General features: G+C 45.2%; 16 protein-coding genes. 7 read left to right on the forward strand and 9 right to left on the reverse strand.

Going from position 1 to position 18506, the window contains the following annotated elements:
- The first annotated feature begins 136 nt into the window (after positions 1–136).
- Entirely contained in the window at positions 137–607 is a 471-nt protein-coding gene (locus tag ACXABW_RS16410; RefSeq protein WP_252034002.1) for an Lrp/AsnC family transcriptional regulator, read from the forward strand.
- A gap of 70 nt (positions 608–677) precedes the next feature.
- Here ACXABW_RS16410 and tkt read toward each other — a convergent pair whose 3' ends face one another.
- A complete protein-coding gene (gene tkt / locus ACXABW_RS16415) occupies positions 678–2669 on the reverse strand; it encodes a transketolase (protein ID WP_457526242.1) in 1992 nt (663 codons plus the stop codon).
- 78 nt (positions 2670–2747) lie between these two features.
- Complete coding sequence (tal, locus tag ACXABW_RS16420; protein ID WP_457526244.1) at positions 2748–3698, reverse strand: transaldolase; 951 nt, start codon at positions 3696–3698, stop codon at positions 2748–2750.
- Between the two features lie 448 nt (positions 3699–4146).
- Here tal and ACXABW_RS16425 point away from each other — a divergent pair, with 448 nt between their 5' ends.
- Complete coding sequence (locus ACXABW_RS16425) at positions 4147–5142, forward strand: sugar-binding transcriptional regulator (RefSeq protein WP_252034006.1); 996 nt, start codon at positions 4147–4149, stop codon at positions 5140–5142.
- A 141-nt stretch (positions 5143–5283) separates the two neighbouring features.
- Complete coding sequence (locus ACXABW_RS16430; RefSeq protein WP_457526246.1) at positions 5284–6579, forward strand: glycoside hydrolase family 18 protein; 1296 nt, start codon at positions 5284–5286, stop codon at positions 6577–6579.
- Between the two features lie 71 nt (positions 6580–6650).
- Here the strand turns inward: ACXABW_RS16430 and ACXABW_RS16435 are convergent, their stop codons facing one another.
- From ACXABW_RS16435 to moeA, 6 genes are all read right to left on the reverse strand, one after another.
- Complete coding sequence (locus tag ACXABW_RS16435) at positions 6651–7487, reverse strand: sulfurtransferase (RefSeq protein WP_457526248.1); 837 nt, start codon at positions 7485–7487, stop codon at positions 6651–6653.
- A 55-nt stretch (positions 7488–7542) separates the two neighbouring features.
- Positions 7543–7848, reverse strand: a complete 306-nt coding sequence (locus ACXABW_RS16440; protein WP_457526250.1) for a hypothetical protein — start codon at positions 7846–7848, stop codon at positions 7543–7545.
- A 136-nt stretch (positions 7849–7984) separates the two neighbouring features.
- Positions 7985–8467: a hypothetical protein gene (locus ACXABW_RS16445; RefSeq protein ID WP_252034013.1), complete on the reverse strand. Its 483-nt coding sequence runs from the start codon at positions 8465–8467 to the stop codon at positions 7985–7987.
- A gap of 5 nt (positions 8468–8472) precedes the next feature.
- Entirely contained in the window at positions 8473–10587 is a 2115-nt protein-coding gene (locus ACXABW_RS16450) for an LruC domain-containing protein (protein WP_457526252.1), read from the reverse strand.
- Between the two features lie 168 nt (positions 10588–10755).
- The gene (moeB, locus tag ACXABW_RS16455) at positions 10756–11505 is read right to left on the reverse strand and encodes a molybdopterin-synthase adenylyltransferase MoeB (protein WP_457527208.1); all 750 of its coding nucleotides are present in this window, start codon (positions 11503–11505) and stop codon (positions 10756–10758) included.
- 12 nt (positions 11506–11517) lie between these two features.
- The gene (gene moeA / locus ACXABW_RS16460; RefSeq protein ID WP_457526254.1) at positions 11518–12753 is read right to left on the reverse strand and encodes a molybdopterin molybdotransferase MoeA; all 1236 of its coding nucleotides are present in this window, start codon (positions 12751–12753) and stop codon (positions 11518–11520) included.
- Positions 12754–13035: 282 nt separating this feature from the next.
- On the opposite strand from moeA, the gene folE reads away from it, so the two are divergent.
- From folE to ACXABW_RS16480, 4 genes are all read left to right on the forward strand, one after another.
- A complete protein-coding gene (gene folE, locus ACXABW_RS16465; RefSeq protein ID WP_252034019.1) occupies positions 13036–13689 on the forward strand; it encodes a GTP cyclohydrolase I FolE in 654 nt (217 codons plus the stop codon).
- Positions 13690–13800: 111 nt separating this feature from the next.
- Positions 13801–15177, forward strand: coding sequence for an ATP-dependent RNA helicase DbpA (dbpA, locus tag ACXABW_RS16470; protein ID WP_457526257.1), 1377 nt, complete (start codon positions 13801–13803; stop codon positions 15175–15177).
- Positions 15178–15351: 174 nt separating this feature from the next.
- Positions 15352–15828: a hypothetical protein gene (locus tag ACXABW_RS16475; RefSeq protein WP_457526259.1), complete on the forward strand. Its 477-nt coding sequence runs from the start codon at positions 15352–15354 to the stop codon at positions 15826–15828.
- 189 nt (positions 15829–16017) lie between these two features.
- Positions 16018–17280, forward strand: a complete 1263-nt coding sequence (locus ACXABW_RS16480; RefSeq protein WP_457526261.1) for an amidohydrolase family protein — start codon at positions 16018–16020, stop codon at positions 17278–17280.
- 75 nt (positions 17281–17355) lie between these two features.
- Here ACXABW_RS16480 and msrB read toward each other — a convergent pair whose 3' ends face one another.
- Positions 17356–18486: a peptide-methionine (R)-S-oxide reductase MsrB gene (gene msrB / locus ACXABW_RS16485; protein WP_457526263.1), complete on the reverse strand. Its 1131-nt coding sequence runs from the start codon at positions 18484–18486 to the stop codon at positions 17356–17358.
- Positions 18487–18506: the final 20 nt, after the last annotated feature.

The following is an 18506-nucleotide window of genomic DNA, read 5'->3' on the forward strand; positions in this document are numbered from 1 at the left end:
GATATTTAACTTAGGGGCTATTTTAAGTGATTTGACTGTTGTTAAATTTTCTATTCACATACTTGAAGTGGACAATATTTCTTATTTGAACCACTATGTGATTCAAAAGTTTCTTTAGAGTGCTCATTGGGAAATTATGGAAATTGACAGAATTGATCGCAGAATATTGGTCGAACTACAAAAGTGTAACCGTATCCCTAACATTGAATTGGCGGAGTCTGTAGGGTTGTCCGCACCAGCGTGCCTTAAGCGCGTGAAGCGTTTGAGGGAAGGAGGGGTGATAGTGAACGATGTGTCGATCATCAACCCTGAATTGGCGGGCAACAAAATGACTTTGCTGGTATCGGTAGAAATGGAGCGTGACCGAGCCGATATCTATCAAATTTTCAGGCAATCGATAATGAAAGCACCAGAGGTGAGCCAGTGCTATCAGATCTCTGGGAGTTATGACTTTATGCTGGTGGTGTGTGTTAAAGACATTCAAGCCTATGAAGGTTTTGTTGAAAGGGTATTACACACCGATTTAAACATTCGTAAATTTCATACGTCGGTATCGCTGAGAACAGTGAAGTTCTCAACGGAGATAGATTTGAGTGCTCATGAATAGCCGAGCAGCCAAATAAAAAAGCCCCGCTATGCTAGCGGGGCTTTTACTTAGGTAACTTGATAAATCAAAGTTATGCTAGAAGTTCTTTCGCTGTGTTTACTACGTTTTCAGTAGTGAAACCGAACATCTTGAATAGCTCGCCTGCTGGTGCAGATTCGCCGAATGTTGTCATACCGATGATCTTGCCACCGAAGCCAACGTACTTGTACCAGAAGTCAGCGATGCCAGCTTCTACAGCGATACGAGCTGTTACGTCAGATGGAAGTACAGATTCACGGTACTCAGCGTCTTGCTTGTCGAATGCGTCAGTTGCAGGCATAGATACTACACGTACCTTCTTACCTTCAGCTGTTAGTTCAGCAGCAGCGTTAACCGCTAGTTCAACTTCAGAACCTGTAGCGATAAGGATTAGCTCTGGCTTGCCTTCGCAATCTTTCAGGATGTAACCACCACGTGCGATGTTTGCTACTTGCTCTTCGTTACGCTCTTGCTGTGCAAGGTTTTGACGAGAGAAGATGAGAGACGTTGGACCGTCTTTACGCTCGATAGCCAGTTTCCAAGCTACTGCAGACTCAACTTGGTCACATGGACGCCATGTGCTCATGTTTGGAGTTAGACGTAAAGAAGCCATTTGCTCAACTGGTTGGTGAGTTGGGCCATCTTCGCCAAGACCGATAGAGTCGTGTGTGTAAACTTGGATGTTCTGAACTTTCATCAGAGCAGCCATACGCATTGCGTTACGAGCGTATTCCATGAACATTAGGAAAGTAGCGCCGTATGGTACGAAACCACCGTGTAGAGCGATACCGTTCATGATCGCAGTCATACCGAATTCACGTACACCGTAGTGGATGTAGTTACCTGCTGGATCTTCAGCAGAAACAGACTTAGAACCAGACCACATAGTTAGGTTTGAAGGTGCTAGGTCAGCAGAGCCGCCTAGGAATTCAGGTAGCATAGCACCGAACGCTTCTAGTGCGTTTTGAGATGCTTTACGTGATGCGATGTTTGCTGGGTTAGCTTGAAGATCAGCAATGATTGCGTTTGCTTTCTCTTCCCACTGTGCAGGTAGCTCGCCGTTTACTCGTCTCTTAAACTCAGCCGCCAGCTCGGGGTGTGCTGCTTCATAAGCAGAAAGTTTCTCGTTCCACGCTGCTTCCTTAGCTGCGCCTGCTTCTTTCGCATCCCACTCTGCGTAGACTTCCGACGGAATTTCAAAAGGACCGTGCTCCCAACCAAGTTCTTTACGTGTAGCTGCAATTTCTTCAGCGCCTAGTGGTGCACCGTGACAGTCGTGTGAACCAGATTTGTTTGGCGAACCAAAGCCGATGATAGTTTTTGTACAGATTAGCGTAGGGCGCGGATCTGCTTTCGCTGCAACGATAGCCTCATGGATTGCTTCAGCGTCGTGGCCATCTACTGCTGGGATGACGTGCCAGCCGTATGCTTCAAAGCGCTTAGGCGTATCGTCAGAGAACCAACCTTCAACTTCACCATCGATAGAGATGCCGTTGTCATCCCAGAAAGCGATCAGCTTACCAAGACCTAGTGTACCTGCTAGAGAACATGCTTCGTGAGAGATACCTTCCATCAGACAGCCGTCACCCATGAATGCATAAGTGAAGTGGTCAACGATGTCGTGGCCTTCTTTGTTGAATTGTGCTGCTAGAGTTTTCTCAGCAAGTGCCATACCCACAGCGTTAGTGATACCTTGGCCTAGTGGACCAGTTGTTGTCTCGATACCCGGTGCGTAGCCGTACTCTGGGTGACCTGGAGTCTTAGAGTGCAATTGACGGAAGTTCTTAAGATCTTCGATTGATAGCTCGTAGCCTGCTAGGTGAAGCAGAGAATAAATCAGCATTGAGCCATGGCCGTTTGAAAGAACGAAACGGTCGCGGTCTGCCCACTCTGGGTTTGATGGGTTGTGGTTTAGGTGATCACGCCAAAGAACTTCAGCGATGTCAGCCATACCCATAGGTGCTCCTGGGTGGCCAGAGTTTGCTTGTTGTACGCCGTCCATGCTTAGAGCACGAATAGCATTAGCTAAATGTTTACGGTCCATAATAACTACCAGTGTTTAAATATTGGATTGGAAATTGAAAGGGGAACGCAAACGTTCCCCTTTTTTAATTCTGTGTGATTACAGCTTAGCTGCGATCATGTCTTCTAGTTTGCCTTGGTCAACTGCGAAGTTGCGGATACCTTCTGCAACTTTCTCAACTGCCATTGCGTCTAGGTTGTGCTCCCATAAGAACTCAGCGTGAGTCATTGGATCAGGACGCTCTTTAGAGCCTTTAGAGTCAACTAGCTTCTCTACTACTTCACCTTCAGCAGCTTCTAGTTCAGCTAGAAGAGCAGGAGCGATAGTTAGACGGTCACAACCAGCAAGTTCTAGGATCTCGCCGATGTTACGGAAGCTTGCGCCCATAACAACAGTGTTGTAGCCATGCTCTTTGTAGTAGTTGTAGATGTCAGTTACTGAGATTACGCCTGGATCTTCAGATGCTTCGAAGTCACGACCTTCTTTCGCTTTGTACCAGTCCATGATACGACCAACGAATGGAGAGATTAGGAATACGCCAGCTTCAGCACATGCGCGAGCTTGTGCGAAAGAGAATAGAAGCGTTAGGTTACAGTTGATGCCTTCTTTCTCTAGGATTTCAGCAGCACGGATACCTTCCCAAGTAGAAGCCAGTTTGATTAGGATACGATCGTTAGTGATGCCAGCATCGTTGTACATTTTTACTAGCTGACGAGCTTTAGCAACGCTGCCTTCAGTGTCGTAAGAAAGACGAGCATCTACTTCTGTAGAGATACGGCCTGGGATTGTTTTCAGGATTTCTTTACCGATGTTTACTGCAAGCATGTCACAAGTGTCTTGTACTTGTTGTGCTTTATCAGCGCTTTGTGCTTTAGCGTATTCGATTGAAGCATCGATAAGTGGTGCATACTCTTCGATTTGAGCTGCTTTAAGAATCAGAGAAGGGTTAGTTGTTGCATCTTCTGGCTGGTACTTTTTGATTGCATCAATTTCACCAGTGTCTGCTACTACTGTCGTTAGTTTACGAAGTTGCTCTAATTTGTTGCTCATTTCGATCATCCTATTTAATGGGCTCCCACGTAATTTGATTAACGTGAGTAATGCATTTGCAAGCAAGGCAGCCAACTATCCAAAGCGACAAATCAGCTTGGAAAATCAACTGACCAGAAATTTTTTCAGCGTATGAGCAGATGTCGTGAACATTTGCTCTGTCGTTGAGTAAATGATGAGTTCATATTTATCTTATCTAGCGAGAAAGTCAATCTGGGAATGGAAGTTATGGTGACATTCATCAAGTAATTTTATCCTTATAAGGAATAAGCGCTGAAGTGTAACGTTTGCCCAGTGTAAATAGGGCTGAAAAACACAAGTTAATGTATAGAACTAAGGGTGAGAAAATGTAATGGTAGTGAGCAAATGTTGGTGTTATTTGGCGATATAGCATATGCTACAGCTATGAACATATGTTCCAACTAAACAAGCAGGAGCGGGTGGCTTTATGAGTAAGACGCAAAATGAGATGTCAGATGATAGCGCGGATCTTCTAACCGAGATTTCGGTGGCGTATTACCAAGATGGTGCAACACAAGAAGAGATCTCAAAAAAATTTGCTGTTTCACGCGCAAAAGTTGGGCGGATGCTAAAGCAAGCGCGCGATGAAGGTATCGTAGAAATCACAGTTAAGTACCACCCAGTGTTTAGTGCCAAAATCGAACAACGACTGGTAGAGCGTTTTGGAGTTAAACGTGCTTTGGTAGCGCTAGATCAACCGAGTGAGGAGCAGCAGCGCTTACAGGTGGCGGGTTTAGTGTCCAAGTATATGGCAAAGACTCTACAAAATGGCACGGTGGTGACTGTTGGTCAGGGGCGAAATGTATCTGCGGTTGCCCACCACATCGGCGTTATTCCGCAGCGTGATGTTAAGTTTGTTTGTGGTATAGGCGGTATTCACCCAAGGGGCGGTATGTTTAATGCCGACCATATTTGTCGTCAGTTTGCGAAAACCTATGGGGGCAGTTCAGAAACGCTCTATGCTCCGGCTTATGCAGAAAACCGTGAACAGAAGCTGGCCTTTATGCAGAATGCCACCGTGAAACAAACTCTCGACCTTGCACGTAAAGCAGACGTAGCGCTAGTGGGGATCGGCGATATGAGTGAAAACAGTTATATGGTTGACCTAGGGTGGTTTACCGCCGACGAAGTTGTGCAGTCACGTATGTTGCAGGGGGTTGTCGGTGACTTTGCCGGGTATGATTTCTTTGATATCAACGGTGAGTCAGCGGTGACAGTGATGAGCGATCGCGTTATCGGTTTGAGCCTCGACGAGTTTCGACCAATTTCAGAAGTTATCGCCATTGCCGCTGAGAACAGTAAGCCCTTAGCATTATTGGGAGCGTTGAGAACTGGAGCAATCGATGTAATCGCGACGACGGTAAGCAATGCGCTGACAGTTCTTAACCTTGACGAGCAAATGGCAAGTGTTGTTGCTGAGTGAAAAACATTAACTAAATCAAATTGCTATGAAAATGATGTAATAGTCACTGCGCGAAATTGATGATCACTCGCAGTGTTAATAACTTTAGCGGTGAAAATAAAAATCTCTGCTTAGTTTGTATACAGACTAAGGGAGAAGAACATGAACAAATCACTGATAACTTTGGCTATTGCCGCAACAACCGCTTTTGGTGCTCAAGCGAACACTAACGTCGTTGCCGGTTACTTTGCCGATTGGCAGTACGCCAATCCAGATAACGGATATACGGTTAAGGATATTCCGGCTGAAAACTTAACTCACATTATCTATGCATTTCTGAGTATGTGTGGTCCACATACAGGTGCAAGTGAGCTCGTTCAGAACCAAGTTGCCAAGGCATGTGAAGGGAAAGCGCCTTATACCGCTATCATTGTCGATCGCGAGGCGGCGTTAGAGCATGACTTTGGCAACGTTGATGTAAAAGTGGATTACAAAGGCCACTTCGCCCAGCTTAGCCAGCTCAAACAAGATAACCCCTCCATTAAGATCTTACCCTCATTTGGTGGTTGGACAATGTCTGAACCTTTCCATGCAATGGCACAAGATCCAAAAGCGATGGAACATTTTTCTAAAACAGCGGTTGAACTTATCGCACAATACCCATTCTTTGATGGTATCGACCTCGACTGGGAATACCCAGGTGGCGGCGGCCTGACGACATCGCCTTGGAATCCTGATACCAAGCTTTCCGACGAGCAAAAGGCAAAAGAGCGTGATGCATTCACATTTTTAGTGAAGACTATGCGTGGCGATCTTGATGCGCTTGAAAAGCAAACTCAGCGAGAATATGAACTCTCTACAGCCGTTGGTGTTGCAGCTAAATCGGCCCAAATTGATTGGAAATCAGCGAGTCAATACCTCACCAACATGTTCGCAATGACTTACGATTATTTGGGAGGCTGGGGTACGCAAACTGGCCATATGACCAACCTTCACGCGACCGACAATAGTTGGTGGGGCATGGGTAGCGACGTGTTCATTAATCAAATGATCGAGCAGGGAATTCCTCCAGAGAAACTCGTTATCGGCGCGGCGTTTTATGGTCGAGGCTGGCAAGGAACAAAAGATTTTGACGGCAGCAATGTTAAAAGTGATCTCGTGTCCGAACAAGGTGCTCAGTTCGGTACGGGTGAAAATGGATACTTCATGTTCTGGGATCTGCTGAAAAACTATGGTGCAGACCAAGGCTATGCCTATAAGTATGATGAGCAAGCGCAAGCGCCATTTTTATGGAATGATGAAGAAAAAGTGTTTATCTCTTTTGAAGATCAGCGTTCAATCAAAGCAAAAGTTGAATGGGCTAAATCGACTAAACTAGGTGGCATTTTCACTTGGGAGCTGTCGGGCGACCCATCAGGTGAACTGGTCGAGATAATGCACCAAGAAATGAACAAGTAAGCTAAATGCTTAAAAACAAACCCTCGCACTGCGAGGGTTTTTTCTATTAAGGGTTGTTTAACGTTATCAAACTATTGGGTTTGAATCGGTAAATCTTGTCTTTGGCCCCATTCGGTCCAAGAACCGTCGTATACAGCTAAGTTTTCATAGCCACACAACTGGCTCGCAAGTAGAACGATACAGGCGGTTACGCCAGAGCCACAGCTGAAGATGTAGCTTGTTTTATCTTGGGCGATTGAAGAAGATAGAATCGGCTTTAATTGTTCCACTGGCTTAATTTTGTGACCGTCCATTAACTCAGCAAATGGTTGGCAAACTGAGTTCGGAATGTGGCCGCTTCTGATCCCAGCTCTTGGCTCAGGAACTTCTGCGAAAAATCGCGCTTTTGAGCGAGCATCTACGGTTAAACTACTATCATTGCTGGTTTGCTCGAGTACCTGTTGTGCAGATAAAAACAGGCTGTGGTTCAGCTGGCCGGAAAAATTGCCGTTAGCTAAAGGTACCGCGTATGAGGTGTCTAGAGGTTGCCCTGAGTTTTTCCATTCGGTTAAGCCGCCATCTAGCACATAGACTTCTTTGTGTCCCATCGTTTTAAACATCCACCATGCTCGTGGGGAAGCGAATGTACCGCTATTGTCATAAACAACGATGGTAGAGTCGTTGTTTAAGCCGAGTTGTTGCGCCAATTGATTAAATCGCTCCTCGCTCGGCATCATATGCGGGAGTGAAGCCTCTGGGTCGCAAAATTGTTTGTCGTAATCAAAACGCATGGCTCCCGGAATCATGTGCTCTTTGTCTTTTTCAGTTTCACTTGGGATCTGAAAATCGATGCTGGCATCCAGAATAAATAGGTTTTGATTGGAAATTTTTTGTTCGGCTAGCCATTGCGGAGTAACGAGTGGATACATCACAGCTCCTTGTGCTTGTTGTTATTGTGATTCATTGACTACTCAAGATAATCAATTATTTACAAGAAATAAATTGAAAGCTGGTCGATGTTTCCAAATTGGAAGTATTACCACGTAATTTTACGGTGTCTCCTTTAGTACACTCATTAGTGATAGGGACACTGACGCGGTACAATTTCGCCTGCTGTGTTTCTACGGTTAGATAACGGCGATGACCATCAAGCGATTGAGTTAGCGTTGACTCCAATACTGTTGCTTGAGTTTCTACATTTATCGAGGTATCTGGTTGCAATTTTAATACGGCGAACAGTATGCCGAATGCTACAAGCAGACACAGAACGTAAACTTTTGGGTTGTTCATAGTCAGCGGATTCTAATGGTTGAATAGGGCACTAAAATATAGGTAACTTCAGTGTACTAGTTGTATGAGACATTCAAAAGAAAGAGCACTGAATAAGGGCTCTTTGAGATGTGATTCTATGAGTGATGCCAACAACTTACTGAATAATGCTCATCGAAGAGGTATCTAGGATCTCTTGAATTGGCGCTGAACCGTCATAAAACCACACTTCCGCAAGAACATATTGCTGGGCCTCTGACACGCAGAAATCCAAGCTTACGGTACCATTATCTAATGAGGATGAACTGATTCGACTGTTGTAGTTAGGCGAATAACTACCGTCACCATTCTCGACGTATTCGCCATAGACTGAAACGTAAGCTCTTTCTGTGCTGTAAGCACTGATATCAACATCTAAGCTATGTCCCATTACTGGATTGAAGCTGAATCCATCCGCGATACTCAAATCCGACATCGATCTTAATGTCACGTCATCTTCTGTTGTGCTCGCATCAGCCGGAGTTGTGCTAGGCGAGCCCGAATCAGCAGAGCCTGCCGATGAACCACCGCCATCTCCACCACCGCCACCACAGGCAGTAAGTAAACCAATCAGCGCAAAGTAGGGTAATTTAGTTTTCATGGTGATTACTCCTGTGGTTGGTAATATTTGTTGTTGGTTGCTTTTTCTTCCAAGTACCAATCTTGTTTCTTGCTACCGGAAGACTCGGCATATTCTGCAAACTCTGGATAGGCGTTGACCAAGTCAACTTTTTCGCGCGGCCATTTCCAATCGTGTGGAATTAGCAGTGCCCAAGGTAGATTATCGGATGTTTTAAAGTAACGCCCTTGTGCTGCATCACTGCTATCTACTCCCAAACCATAGAGGTTTTGGTCGTCGAACTTCTCGGTTGGTGATTGATCGGCTAAGTGAATTTCCAAAGTTCTGCCAGGGTGAAGTGGGAGTGATTCGCCGTGGTAATATCCTGGTGTTGCGAAGATAAATGGGTCATACGGCATCGCCATTAATCCACTCGTGTCGGCATCATCGTTAGTGGTGATATCAATTTCGAAAGACAGTGTTAGCCCATCTTGGCAGTGTTGCTGGGTACGGTAAAACTCACAACTTGAGCCAGTAAACTGCGATAAGTCTTCAGAGATAATGAAGATGGCTTCATTCGAATCAGACTCTAATCCGCTATCAGCCAGTACAATCCCATTTTGAGACTGAGTCGTTAGGGTGGTGTCGATATCTGTACGATTCAAACCCGCGAGCCTTATCGCAAATCCATTACGATAATCTGCACCATAGGCTGACAAATATCCTTCAATGACACTTCTTGCTACTCGGCCATCTTGGATTGTCTCTGTGACGCGGTAACGAATGACAACATCGTTCATATCGTAGTCGGCGGTGTGCGGCCAGTTATCTTCGAATGCAACCGTCGCGTATCCAGACTCACTTGGGTAATGCCTAACAGCAGCACCGTCCTTGGTGATCAATAACTGGTGGTCTTCCACTTCACCTGTTTGAGCACCACCGAAGTAGTCGATACCTGTTTGGTCACTGAAACGGAAACGGCTCCAAGTTGAACCTTGAGTGGCATCATTCGGTACAGAGAGCGTTAAAGTGTTGGTTCCTGCTGTTAGTTGTTGGTCGGAGAATACTTTTTCGCCAGCATCTGCAAAGTCACCGTCTTTGTTCCAGTCAATCCAAGCAGAAAGGTAACCAGTTGTAGAGGCTTGTACCGCAACGAGCGCGTTCATGCCTGCTTCGATAGCCGTGACAAAACCCACACCATCTTCATCTTGTGAGCCAGCTTTGTTGTCATCTAACGGTGGCAACAGGCCATCACCTTCGCCATCAGGGCTGATTAAACCAAGGTAAAACCCAGACCCGATACCGTGACGAGGGCCATTTGAACTTAGGCGTGTTAAGTAAGAGTCGGGCGCATCACCAAAGTCGATAGTTGAATCTTCATCGATTACAGGTGCATTCGCGCAGCGAGCTCCATCATTTTGACCAGATGCCGGGCCGTAGGCGAATATCTGTGCGGCTATCGCTTCGTCGGTGATATTGTCCGGGTCGGATAGGTCAATACGGAAAATATGACCATCGGAATTACGGGAAATATAGTAATAGCCGTCTACATCAAAATAGCCAGCGCCAAATGTACCCGTCACACCGACGTTTCCAAGCAACGTCTCACCACCCACGTCGGTGTTAAACTCGTACAAATTACCTGAACCGTTGTCGACGCCATACAGTTTTCCATTTGACGGATGGAACGCAAAGTCAGTTAGGGATACAGATGAAGTCGCGGTAATCTGTTCAAGAGCGAGTGTAGCGGTTGGATCGGTATCTAGGGGGGCGAGGTCAATTTTAAATAGACCTTTCCCTTTCCTGTAGAAGTACATCACGTGCTCGTACACATCGCCCACATAAAAGGTATGAGAAGGTAAGCCAGTTACGTTTAGTGTTTGTACTTGGAAATCTTGACCTAAACGTACCACTTGCATGTTGGTCGTGTCGTATCCATAGATGTAACGGTCTTCGTAATCAAACCCTACAGCGTTCACGTTACCGTTGGTACCTGTATCGTCTTGTAGCAGAGTGGTTGTACCGGTTACTAGATTGACACCATAGACCTGAACCGGGCGAGATTGGAATAAATACGCTTTGCTTGGACAGGTGTCAAACGGCGTACTTAAAGCGTGTGATGAAAACAAAATAGCTGTTAGAGATAAGATGAACCTCGTCATAATGAACTCCTTCCAATAGACGTTTATCTAGCTATTACAAGGACTGTACCATTATTTAAGATGTTGATATTTAAGGGGTAAGTGTCTATTGATTCAATGGCTTCTTAATCTGATTGTCAAAATAAAAAAGCCAGCGAATGCTGGCTTTCAACTTGAGAAATGTTTGAATTAACTGCAAACAGGACAGCTCGGCATCTTCATTAGATTCATTTCACGCCATGACATCGTGAGTGCGTCGAGCAGCAGAATTTTACCTTGCTTTGGTTCGCCATAGTTGGCGATGACCTTGATTGTTTCCATGGCTTGAACCGCACCTATGATCCCGACCAATGGAGCCATTACCCCAGCTTCAACGCAGGTAAGTGCGGTATTCCCAAACAGGGCGCTTAAGCATTGATAGCAAGGCGCATCAGAGTCTTGATAGGTGAAAACACTGACTTGACCTTCCATCCGTATTGCAGCACCGGAGATGAGCGGTGTTTTGGCCACGAAACACAACCTGTTGAGCTGATTACGGGTTTCGACATTATCTGAAGCATCAAGCACGATCGAATGTGACTGAACTAATTCAGAAAGTTTATCGTCGCTTAATCGCTCTGAAACGGTGTCAACTCTTAGGTGTGGATTAAGCTGCTTTAGTGAGTCTGAAGCGGAATCCACTTTGTGACGCCCGATATCACTGTCGGTGTGGAGAACTTGGCGCTGAAGATTAGACAATTCGACGACATCATCATCAATCAAAGTGATGTGGCCTACACCGGCAGTTGCGAGGTATTGGCTAGAAGCACAGCCTAAACCACCAGCACCTAATACGAGAATAGAAGCCTGTTTCAACGCTTCTTGCCCATCAAAATCAAACTGCTTGAGAATGATTTGGCGGTTGTAGCGAAGCATTTCTTGATCTGAAAGGATCTCCAACATTAGCTCCTGTTAGTAGAGTGTTGAGTTAAACAATTGGATTTGAACCGTTTCACCAACTTCAACTCTGCCACGTTCACGCTCAAGCACAACAAAACAGTTAGCAAGACTCATTGAGCGGAATGCGCCTGAACTTTGGTTGCCGGTTGTTTCCACAACGAATTGGCCGTTTTCCAGCGTGTAAATACCACGTTGATAATCGGTACGCCCCGGCGCCTTCTTAAACGCTGTCTTGGTGATAGCTGGAATCGATTCAGGTGCTGACCATTGGGTGTTACCACCTAATTTAGCCAGCATAGGTTGAACCAGCACATACATGGTTAACACTGCAGAGACTGGGTTGCCGGGCAATCCACAGAACCAAGCATTGCTTAGCTCGCCAAAAGCGAATGGTTTACCCGGTTTGATGGCGAGTTTCCAAAAACCGATTTCCCCAAGCTCTTCAAGAATATCTTTGGTGTAATCTGCTTCACCGACACTTACTCCACCGGAAGTAACGACAACATCAGCCAGCGACTGAGCTTTTTCAAACGTGTCTTTTAGCTTGGTAGGGCAATCAGGAATGATCCCGAGGTCGATTGCTTCGCAGCCGAAGTTTTCAATCAACGGCTTAATTCCGTATCGGTTACTGTCGTATATTTGCCCGTCTGCTAAAGGTTCACCCAGCGGTTTCAGCTCATCACCAGTCGAAAAGAACGCTACTTTAGGCTTACGAACAACCGTTAAGTGGCTAATTCCAAGTGACGCAATCATAGGAATATCACGCGGTGACAAGCGTGAACCTTTCGCCAGAACAAGGTCGCCTTGCTTAATGTCATCACCGCAAGGACGAATGTTGTTCTGTGGTTTGACATCAGTTTGAGTGAAAAGAATACCGTCATCAGTGACTTGCGTGTTTTCTTGCATGATTACCGCGTCGCAGCCTTCAGGGATCTTAGCGCCGGTCATAATACGAATACAGGTACCTAGAGGCCATTCACCTTCAAATGGTTGCCCTGCAAAAGATTTTCCTGCCAGTGGTAACGTAGAAGACTGAGCTAAGTCTTGCAGTCTGATGGCGTAACCATCCATCGCTGAATTGTCAAAAGGTGGAACAAAAATGGGTGAAAGAACGTCTTCAGCAAGGACATAGCCTAGTGCTTCTGCAAGAGGCAGGCGCAAAGTCGTTTGGATTGGTTTGATGCGAGAAAGCATTTTGTCCATGGCATCTTCAAGAGGCATCAAGCCTGGAGCATCACAGCAGCCCATGTTTAAATCCTATGTTTTATTGTAAATTCTGTTAGCAAGGGACTTTAGCATAGATTTATCAACGGCAATAATGACCTCCCTTAAATTATGGGTGTAATTATCGATAAATCCGAGTATCCTTGTCAGCCATCTAAAAGGGTTAAACTCCTTGAGCTGTGGGCATGCCGAGCTGCCTAACTTTTCAATCGTATTAAAGATTTAACGATAAGAGTAAGCAGTCGATGAAAGCGGCGGAGTAGAGCACTTTCATCAAGCAAGATTAGTTTAAATAGAGGAAGTGGAATGTCAGGTCTTAGCGAATCCGCGAAGTTGGTAAAAGATGCGCTAGAAAGCCGTGGATTAGAAACGCCGATGCGTCCTAATCAGGTAAGCCGAGAAGAGAAAAAGGAAAAGATCGAGCATCATATGCGAGAGATCTTATCTCTGCTGGAATTAGACTTAACAGATGATAGCCTCGAAGAAACGCCGCATCGCATCGCGAAAATGTATGTTGATGAAGTGTTTTCTGGCCTTGACTATCAAAACTTCCCTAAGATTACTGTCATCGAAAACAAGATGAACGTAAGCGAGATGGTTCGAGTAAAAGACATTACCGTAACCAGTACTTGTGAGCACCACTTAGTGACGATAGACGGCCGCGCCGCTGTCGCTTACATTCCGCGTGGAAAAATCATCGGCTTGTCTAAAATTAATCGTATTGTTCGATTCTTCGCCCAGCGCCCTCAAGTGCAAGAGCGTATGACGCAGCAAATCTTAGTTGCGCTGCAAACATTACTCGAATCAGATGATGTTGCTGTAACAATTGATGCAACACATTACTGCGTGAAATCACGTGGCGTAATGGATGCAACGAGCGAAACCACGACAACAGCACTAGGCGGGATCTTCAAATCGAACCCTGCAACGCGACACGAGTTTCTACACGGGATTCGATAGTACGTCGGAACGTACTAAGATTTTTCAAAACCGCTTCGTTTAAGAAGCGGTTTTTACTTTTATACTGCTAGTTGAAATGTTCATTTAGCCAATCCTTACAAGGATAATATTGTGACGACTTCATTTAAGACGCTGAATTTAAGACCGGAACTTACCGAAACGCTAGACAGTTTGGGATACACCGAGATGACTGCGATTCAGCAACAGGCACTTCCGATGGTACTGGAAGGTAAAGATGTCATTGGACAGGGTAAAACGGGCTCTGGTAAAACGGCGACGTTCTCACTGGGTTTACTTAGCAATTTAAACGTGAAGCGTTTTCGTGTGCAAACGTTGGTGCTTTGTCCGACTCGAGAGTTGGCAGACCAAGTAGCAAAAGAGATCCGAACTCTTGCGCGTGGTATTCACAATATCAAAGTGCTGACTTTGTGTGGTGGAATGCCAATGGGGCCTCAAATCGGCTCACTAGAGCATGGGGCTCACATTTTGGTGGGCACGCCAGGTCGTATTCTTGATCACATGTCGAAAGGGCGCATTAGCTTAGATGAGCTAAACACACTAGTGCTGGACGAAGCAGACAGAATGTTAGAGATGGGTTTTGAAGAAGCCATTGATACCATCATTGAAGCGGCGCCTTCAAAGCGCCAAACGCTTTTATTTAGTGCAACTTTCCCTGATAACATCGAGTCTTTGGTTGCGAAAGTGATGGTTGATCCAGAGATGATCAAAGTGGAATCAACGCATCAAACCACGACTATCGAGCAACGTTTTTACAAAATAGAAAGCACGGAAGACCGAGATAACGCCCTTGAAACTCTGCTACTTACACACAAGCCTGAATCTTCAGTAGTGTTTTGTAATACCAAAAGAGAAGTGCAAAACGTGACTGATGAATTGAGCCATCGCGGGTTTAGCGTTGTTGAGCTGCACGGTGATATGGAACAGCGAGAACGAGAGCAAGCGTTAACCATGTTTGCCAACAAGAGCATTTCTATTTTAGTTGCTACCGATGTAGCGGCTCGAGGCTTAGATGTTGACAACCTTGATGCTGTTTTCAACTTTGAGTTGTCACGCGACCCTGAAGTTCATGTCCACCGTATTGGCCGTACTGGTCGTGCAGGCTCGAAAGGTATTGCATTCAGCTTTTACAACGAAAAAGAAGAGTATCGTGTTGCGCGTATTGATGAGTATATGGATATTGCGATCAACCCATCAGTATTGCCTGAGAAGCCAGTTGAGCGCCCGTACTATCCGAAGATGCAGACCATCCAAATCTTAGGTGGTAAGAAACAGAAAGTACGTGCAGGTGACATTCTGGGTGCACTGACTAAACAAGCGGGCTTAGACGGCAATAAGATCGGTAAGATTAATATTCTGCCAATGGTGTCTTATGTCGCGCTAGAGCACGATATCGTCAAGCCAGCGCTAAAACAGCTACAAACTGGAAAGATGAAAGGTCGCAACTTTAAAGCGCGAGTCATGAAGTAACCGACTCATATTGCAACAAGTAGGAAGGGTAGCCTTGTAATAAGGCTACCCTTTTTTATTTCGGTTGAATTCCAAATTGGCGTGAAATGGCAATTATTGGCGTTTGTTTACCCATAGTATTGATTTCGTAAATAAGAACGAGCCGAAATTATAGGCAATTAAAAGGGTAGAGATATGAGCGCATCACAGAAAGAATATGGTTTTAACACTCCTCAACGTTTGTTCGTTGGATATACACTTGCAGTATTGGTCGACCTTACTGTGCTGAATTTGTACAACGAGTTTTGGGGTTATGTAACGATCAGTTCTTTTTCTATCTCTTTAGCTGCCGCAGTATTACTTCAATTGCTCCTAAAACTATCGATTAAAGCAGAGCATCAATTGGCCAACTATTTCAAATCTAAGCAAGGGTTAGCGCCGAAAATTATGCGCGGATTATCTTCATACATAATTTTAGTGGGTTCAAAGTTTGTTATGTTGGAAGCGATTAACTTGGCGTTTGGCAGCGAAGTAGAATTTACCGGCCCTTGGAATGGCGTTGTTGCTTTCTTCGCTGTGGTTTTCACGATTTTAATAGCTGAAATTGCGGTCTCGAAGATTTACTTCAAGTTGGGTGACAAAGTGGAGCATACCCAGGCTCAAAGCGTATAACGACTAGCAGGTATTAAATTGCTGAAATTTGAAATAGCGACCCTGTGAGGTCGCTATTTTCGTATCTGCATACTCGTATTCAATACAGAACCTAGTATCAGCCATGTCATCAAATGGCAATTTAATTCTAATCCGAGTGTTTATGATCGCTTCATCAACCAAGTGGTTTCCTACCGATGAGGCAACAAGATGAAAAAACTGATTATTAATGCGAACGTATTTAATGGCACCGATGACAAGCTAATCGAGGGCGTATCGGTACTGATAGAAAACAACCTCATTACTCGTATTGGTGATATTGATGTATCTGTCGCTGATGAAGTTATCGATGCAAAGGGCGGTACTGTGATGCCGGGACTCATCGACGCCCACGTGCATATCACCATGTCTGCAGGGTTCAATGAGTTGGATGCTATGACGCGAGAAGAAATCGCGATTCGTTCTGCGAGGATTTCAGAGCAAATGCTAATGCGCGGGTTTACGACAATTCGTGATGTCGCGGGCAACACATTGGGTCTAAAAAATAGCATCGATAAAGGGTATGCGACAGGGCCGAGAATTCTTCCTTCAATGGCTGCGATTTCACAAACGTGTGGGCATTCAGACTATCGTCAGAACCGTGCACAAGAGCGTTTGGCGAACGGCCACGAAGATTCACCGCTAATGAAGACTGGCGCATTCAAAGTGGCTGATGGCCGGGCTGAAGTATTGAAAGCGGTACGCGAACAGCTATTCATGGGTGCATCACAAATCAAGATCATGGCGGGTGGTGGCGCGTCTTCGACTTTCGACCCACTTGATACTCTGCAATACACCATGGATGAGATGAAAGCAGCGGTTGAGGCTGCTTCGGATTACGGTACATACGTTGCAGCCCATATTCACACTGCACCGGCAATGAAGCGAGCTGCAGAAGCTGGAGTAATGTCTTTTGAACATGCAACGATTATGGACGACGAAATTGCTCGGATCATCAAAGAGAAAGGTATCTGGGTAGTGCCTTCGTACTTTACGTCGGAACTTATTGCTAACCGAAAAATTCCAATGCCAAATGAAGAAACCTACAAGAAGACCGAGCGTGTGGGTAAGGCGATGATGAAGTCGGCGGAGCTAATTAAGAAATACAATATTGAGAATATCGTTTACGGCACGGATTGCGTCGGTAAATCGGATGTCCATAAAGCCCAAATGCAGGAACTCGCAGCGATAGAAGAAGTATTCGACACCATTACTGCGTTAAGAATGGCAACTTCTAATTGCGGTCGACTGTTCGAGCTATCGACCTACCAGCACCCTTATCAAGAAGGTAAACTGGGTCGAGTTTGCGAAGGGGCATATGCGGACTTATTGATCGTTGATGGCAATCCACTAGAGGGGGTAGCCTGCGTGATGAGCGACGAGTCGAAGAAGCTGATTATGAAAGACGGGCTGGTTTATAAAAACACACTGTAGTAAGACGCGAGTTCGCGTACATAGAAAGGGCAACCCAAACAGGTTGCCCTTTTTCGTTGTCGACGTTTGGATGGATTAACTGTCGAATAGGGATAGATATTCACCATAGCCTTCTTTTTCAAGGTGCTCGACAGGGATGAAACGCATCGCTGCTGAATTCATGCAGTAGCGCAAACCCGTTGGTGCTGGGCCATCTTTAAACACATGACCTAGGTGTGAGTCAGCAAATCGACTTCTTACTTCTGTTCTTGGATAGAGTAAGTGATAATCGGTTTTAGTGACAATGTAACCTTCGTTGATAGGTTTGGTGAAGCTAGGCCAGCCGGTTCCTGACTTGTATTTGTCAGTCGATGAAAACAGTGGTTCACCAGAGACGATATCAACATAAATACCTTCTTGCTTGTTATCCCAGTACTCATTTTTAAACGCACGCTCAGTTCCTTCTTCCTGTGTTACGTAGTATTGAAGGTCTGTTAACTTAGCCTTGATCTGTTTATCAGAAGGCTTACTGTAGGCTTTAATATTCGCCACTTTGTTTTTGTCATCAATGAGCTGGCGCAGTGTAACTGGGTTTTCTTCTCGATCGTCACCGAAGATTTTATCTAGATACTTATCTCGGCCTGAAGCATATCGGTAATAGTTATAACGAACTTTATTACGTTTGTAGTAATCTTGGTGATAGGCTTCCGCTGGCCAAAACTTAGTGAATTCAATCAGCTCTGTTTTAAGTGGCTTCTTAAACACACCTAGATCATCAATCTCAGCCATAAATTGTTCTGCAATCTGCTTTTGTTGTTCATTGTGATAGAACACAGCAGGGCGATAGTGTCGTCCTCTGTCAACAAAAGAGCCTTGATCGTCTGTCGGATCGATATGGCGGAAAAATTGGTCTAAGACTTGTTCGTATGAAACAACAACTGGATCGAAAGTAACTTTAATGACTTCGATATGCCCAGTCTTACCAGATGAGACTTGTTTATAGGTTGGATTTTCGACATCACCGCCAGCATAACCTGAAACGACATCAATCACGCCTTCAAGTTTCTCTAAATCTGATTCGGTACACCAAAAGCACCCACCAGCCAGTGTTGCGATTTCGATGTCGCTAGAGACAATACGTTCGGAGCCTTTGTCGTCAGCTTGGCTGAAAAGTGAAAGAGCGACAGCAAATAGGGCTACGGGAAATAGAATGGCTTTGAATTTCATACCAACCTCGTTAGTTGTGA

This window comes from Vibrio paucivorans (genome assembly GCF_054053395.1).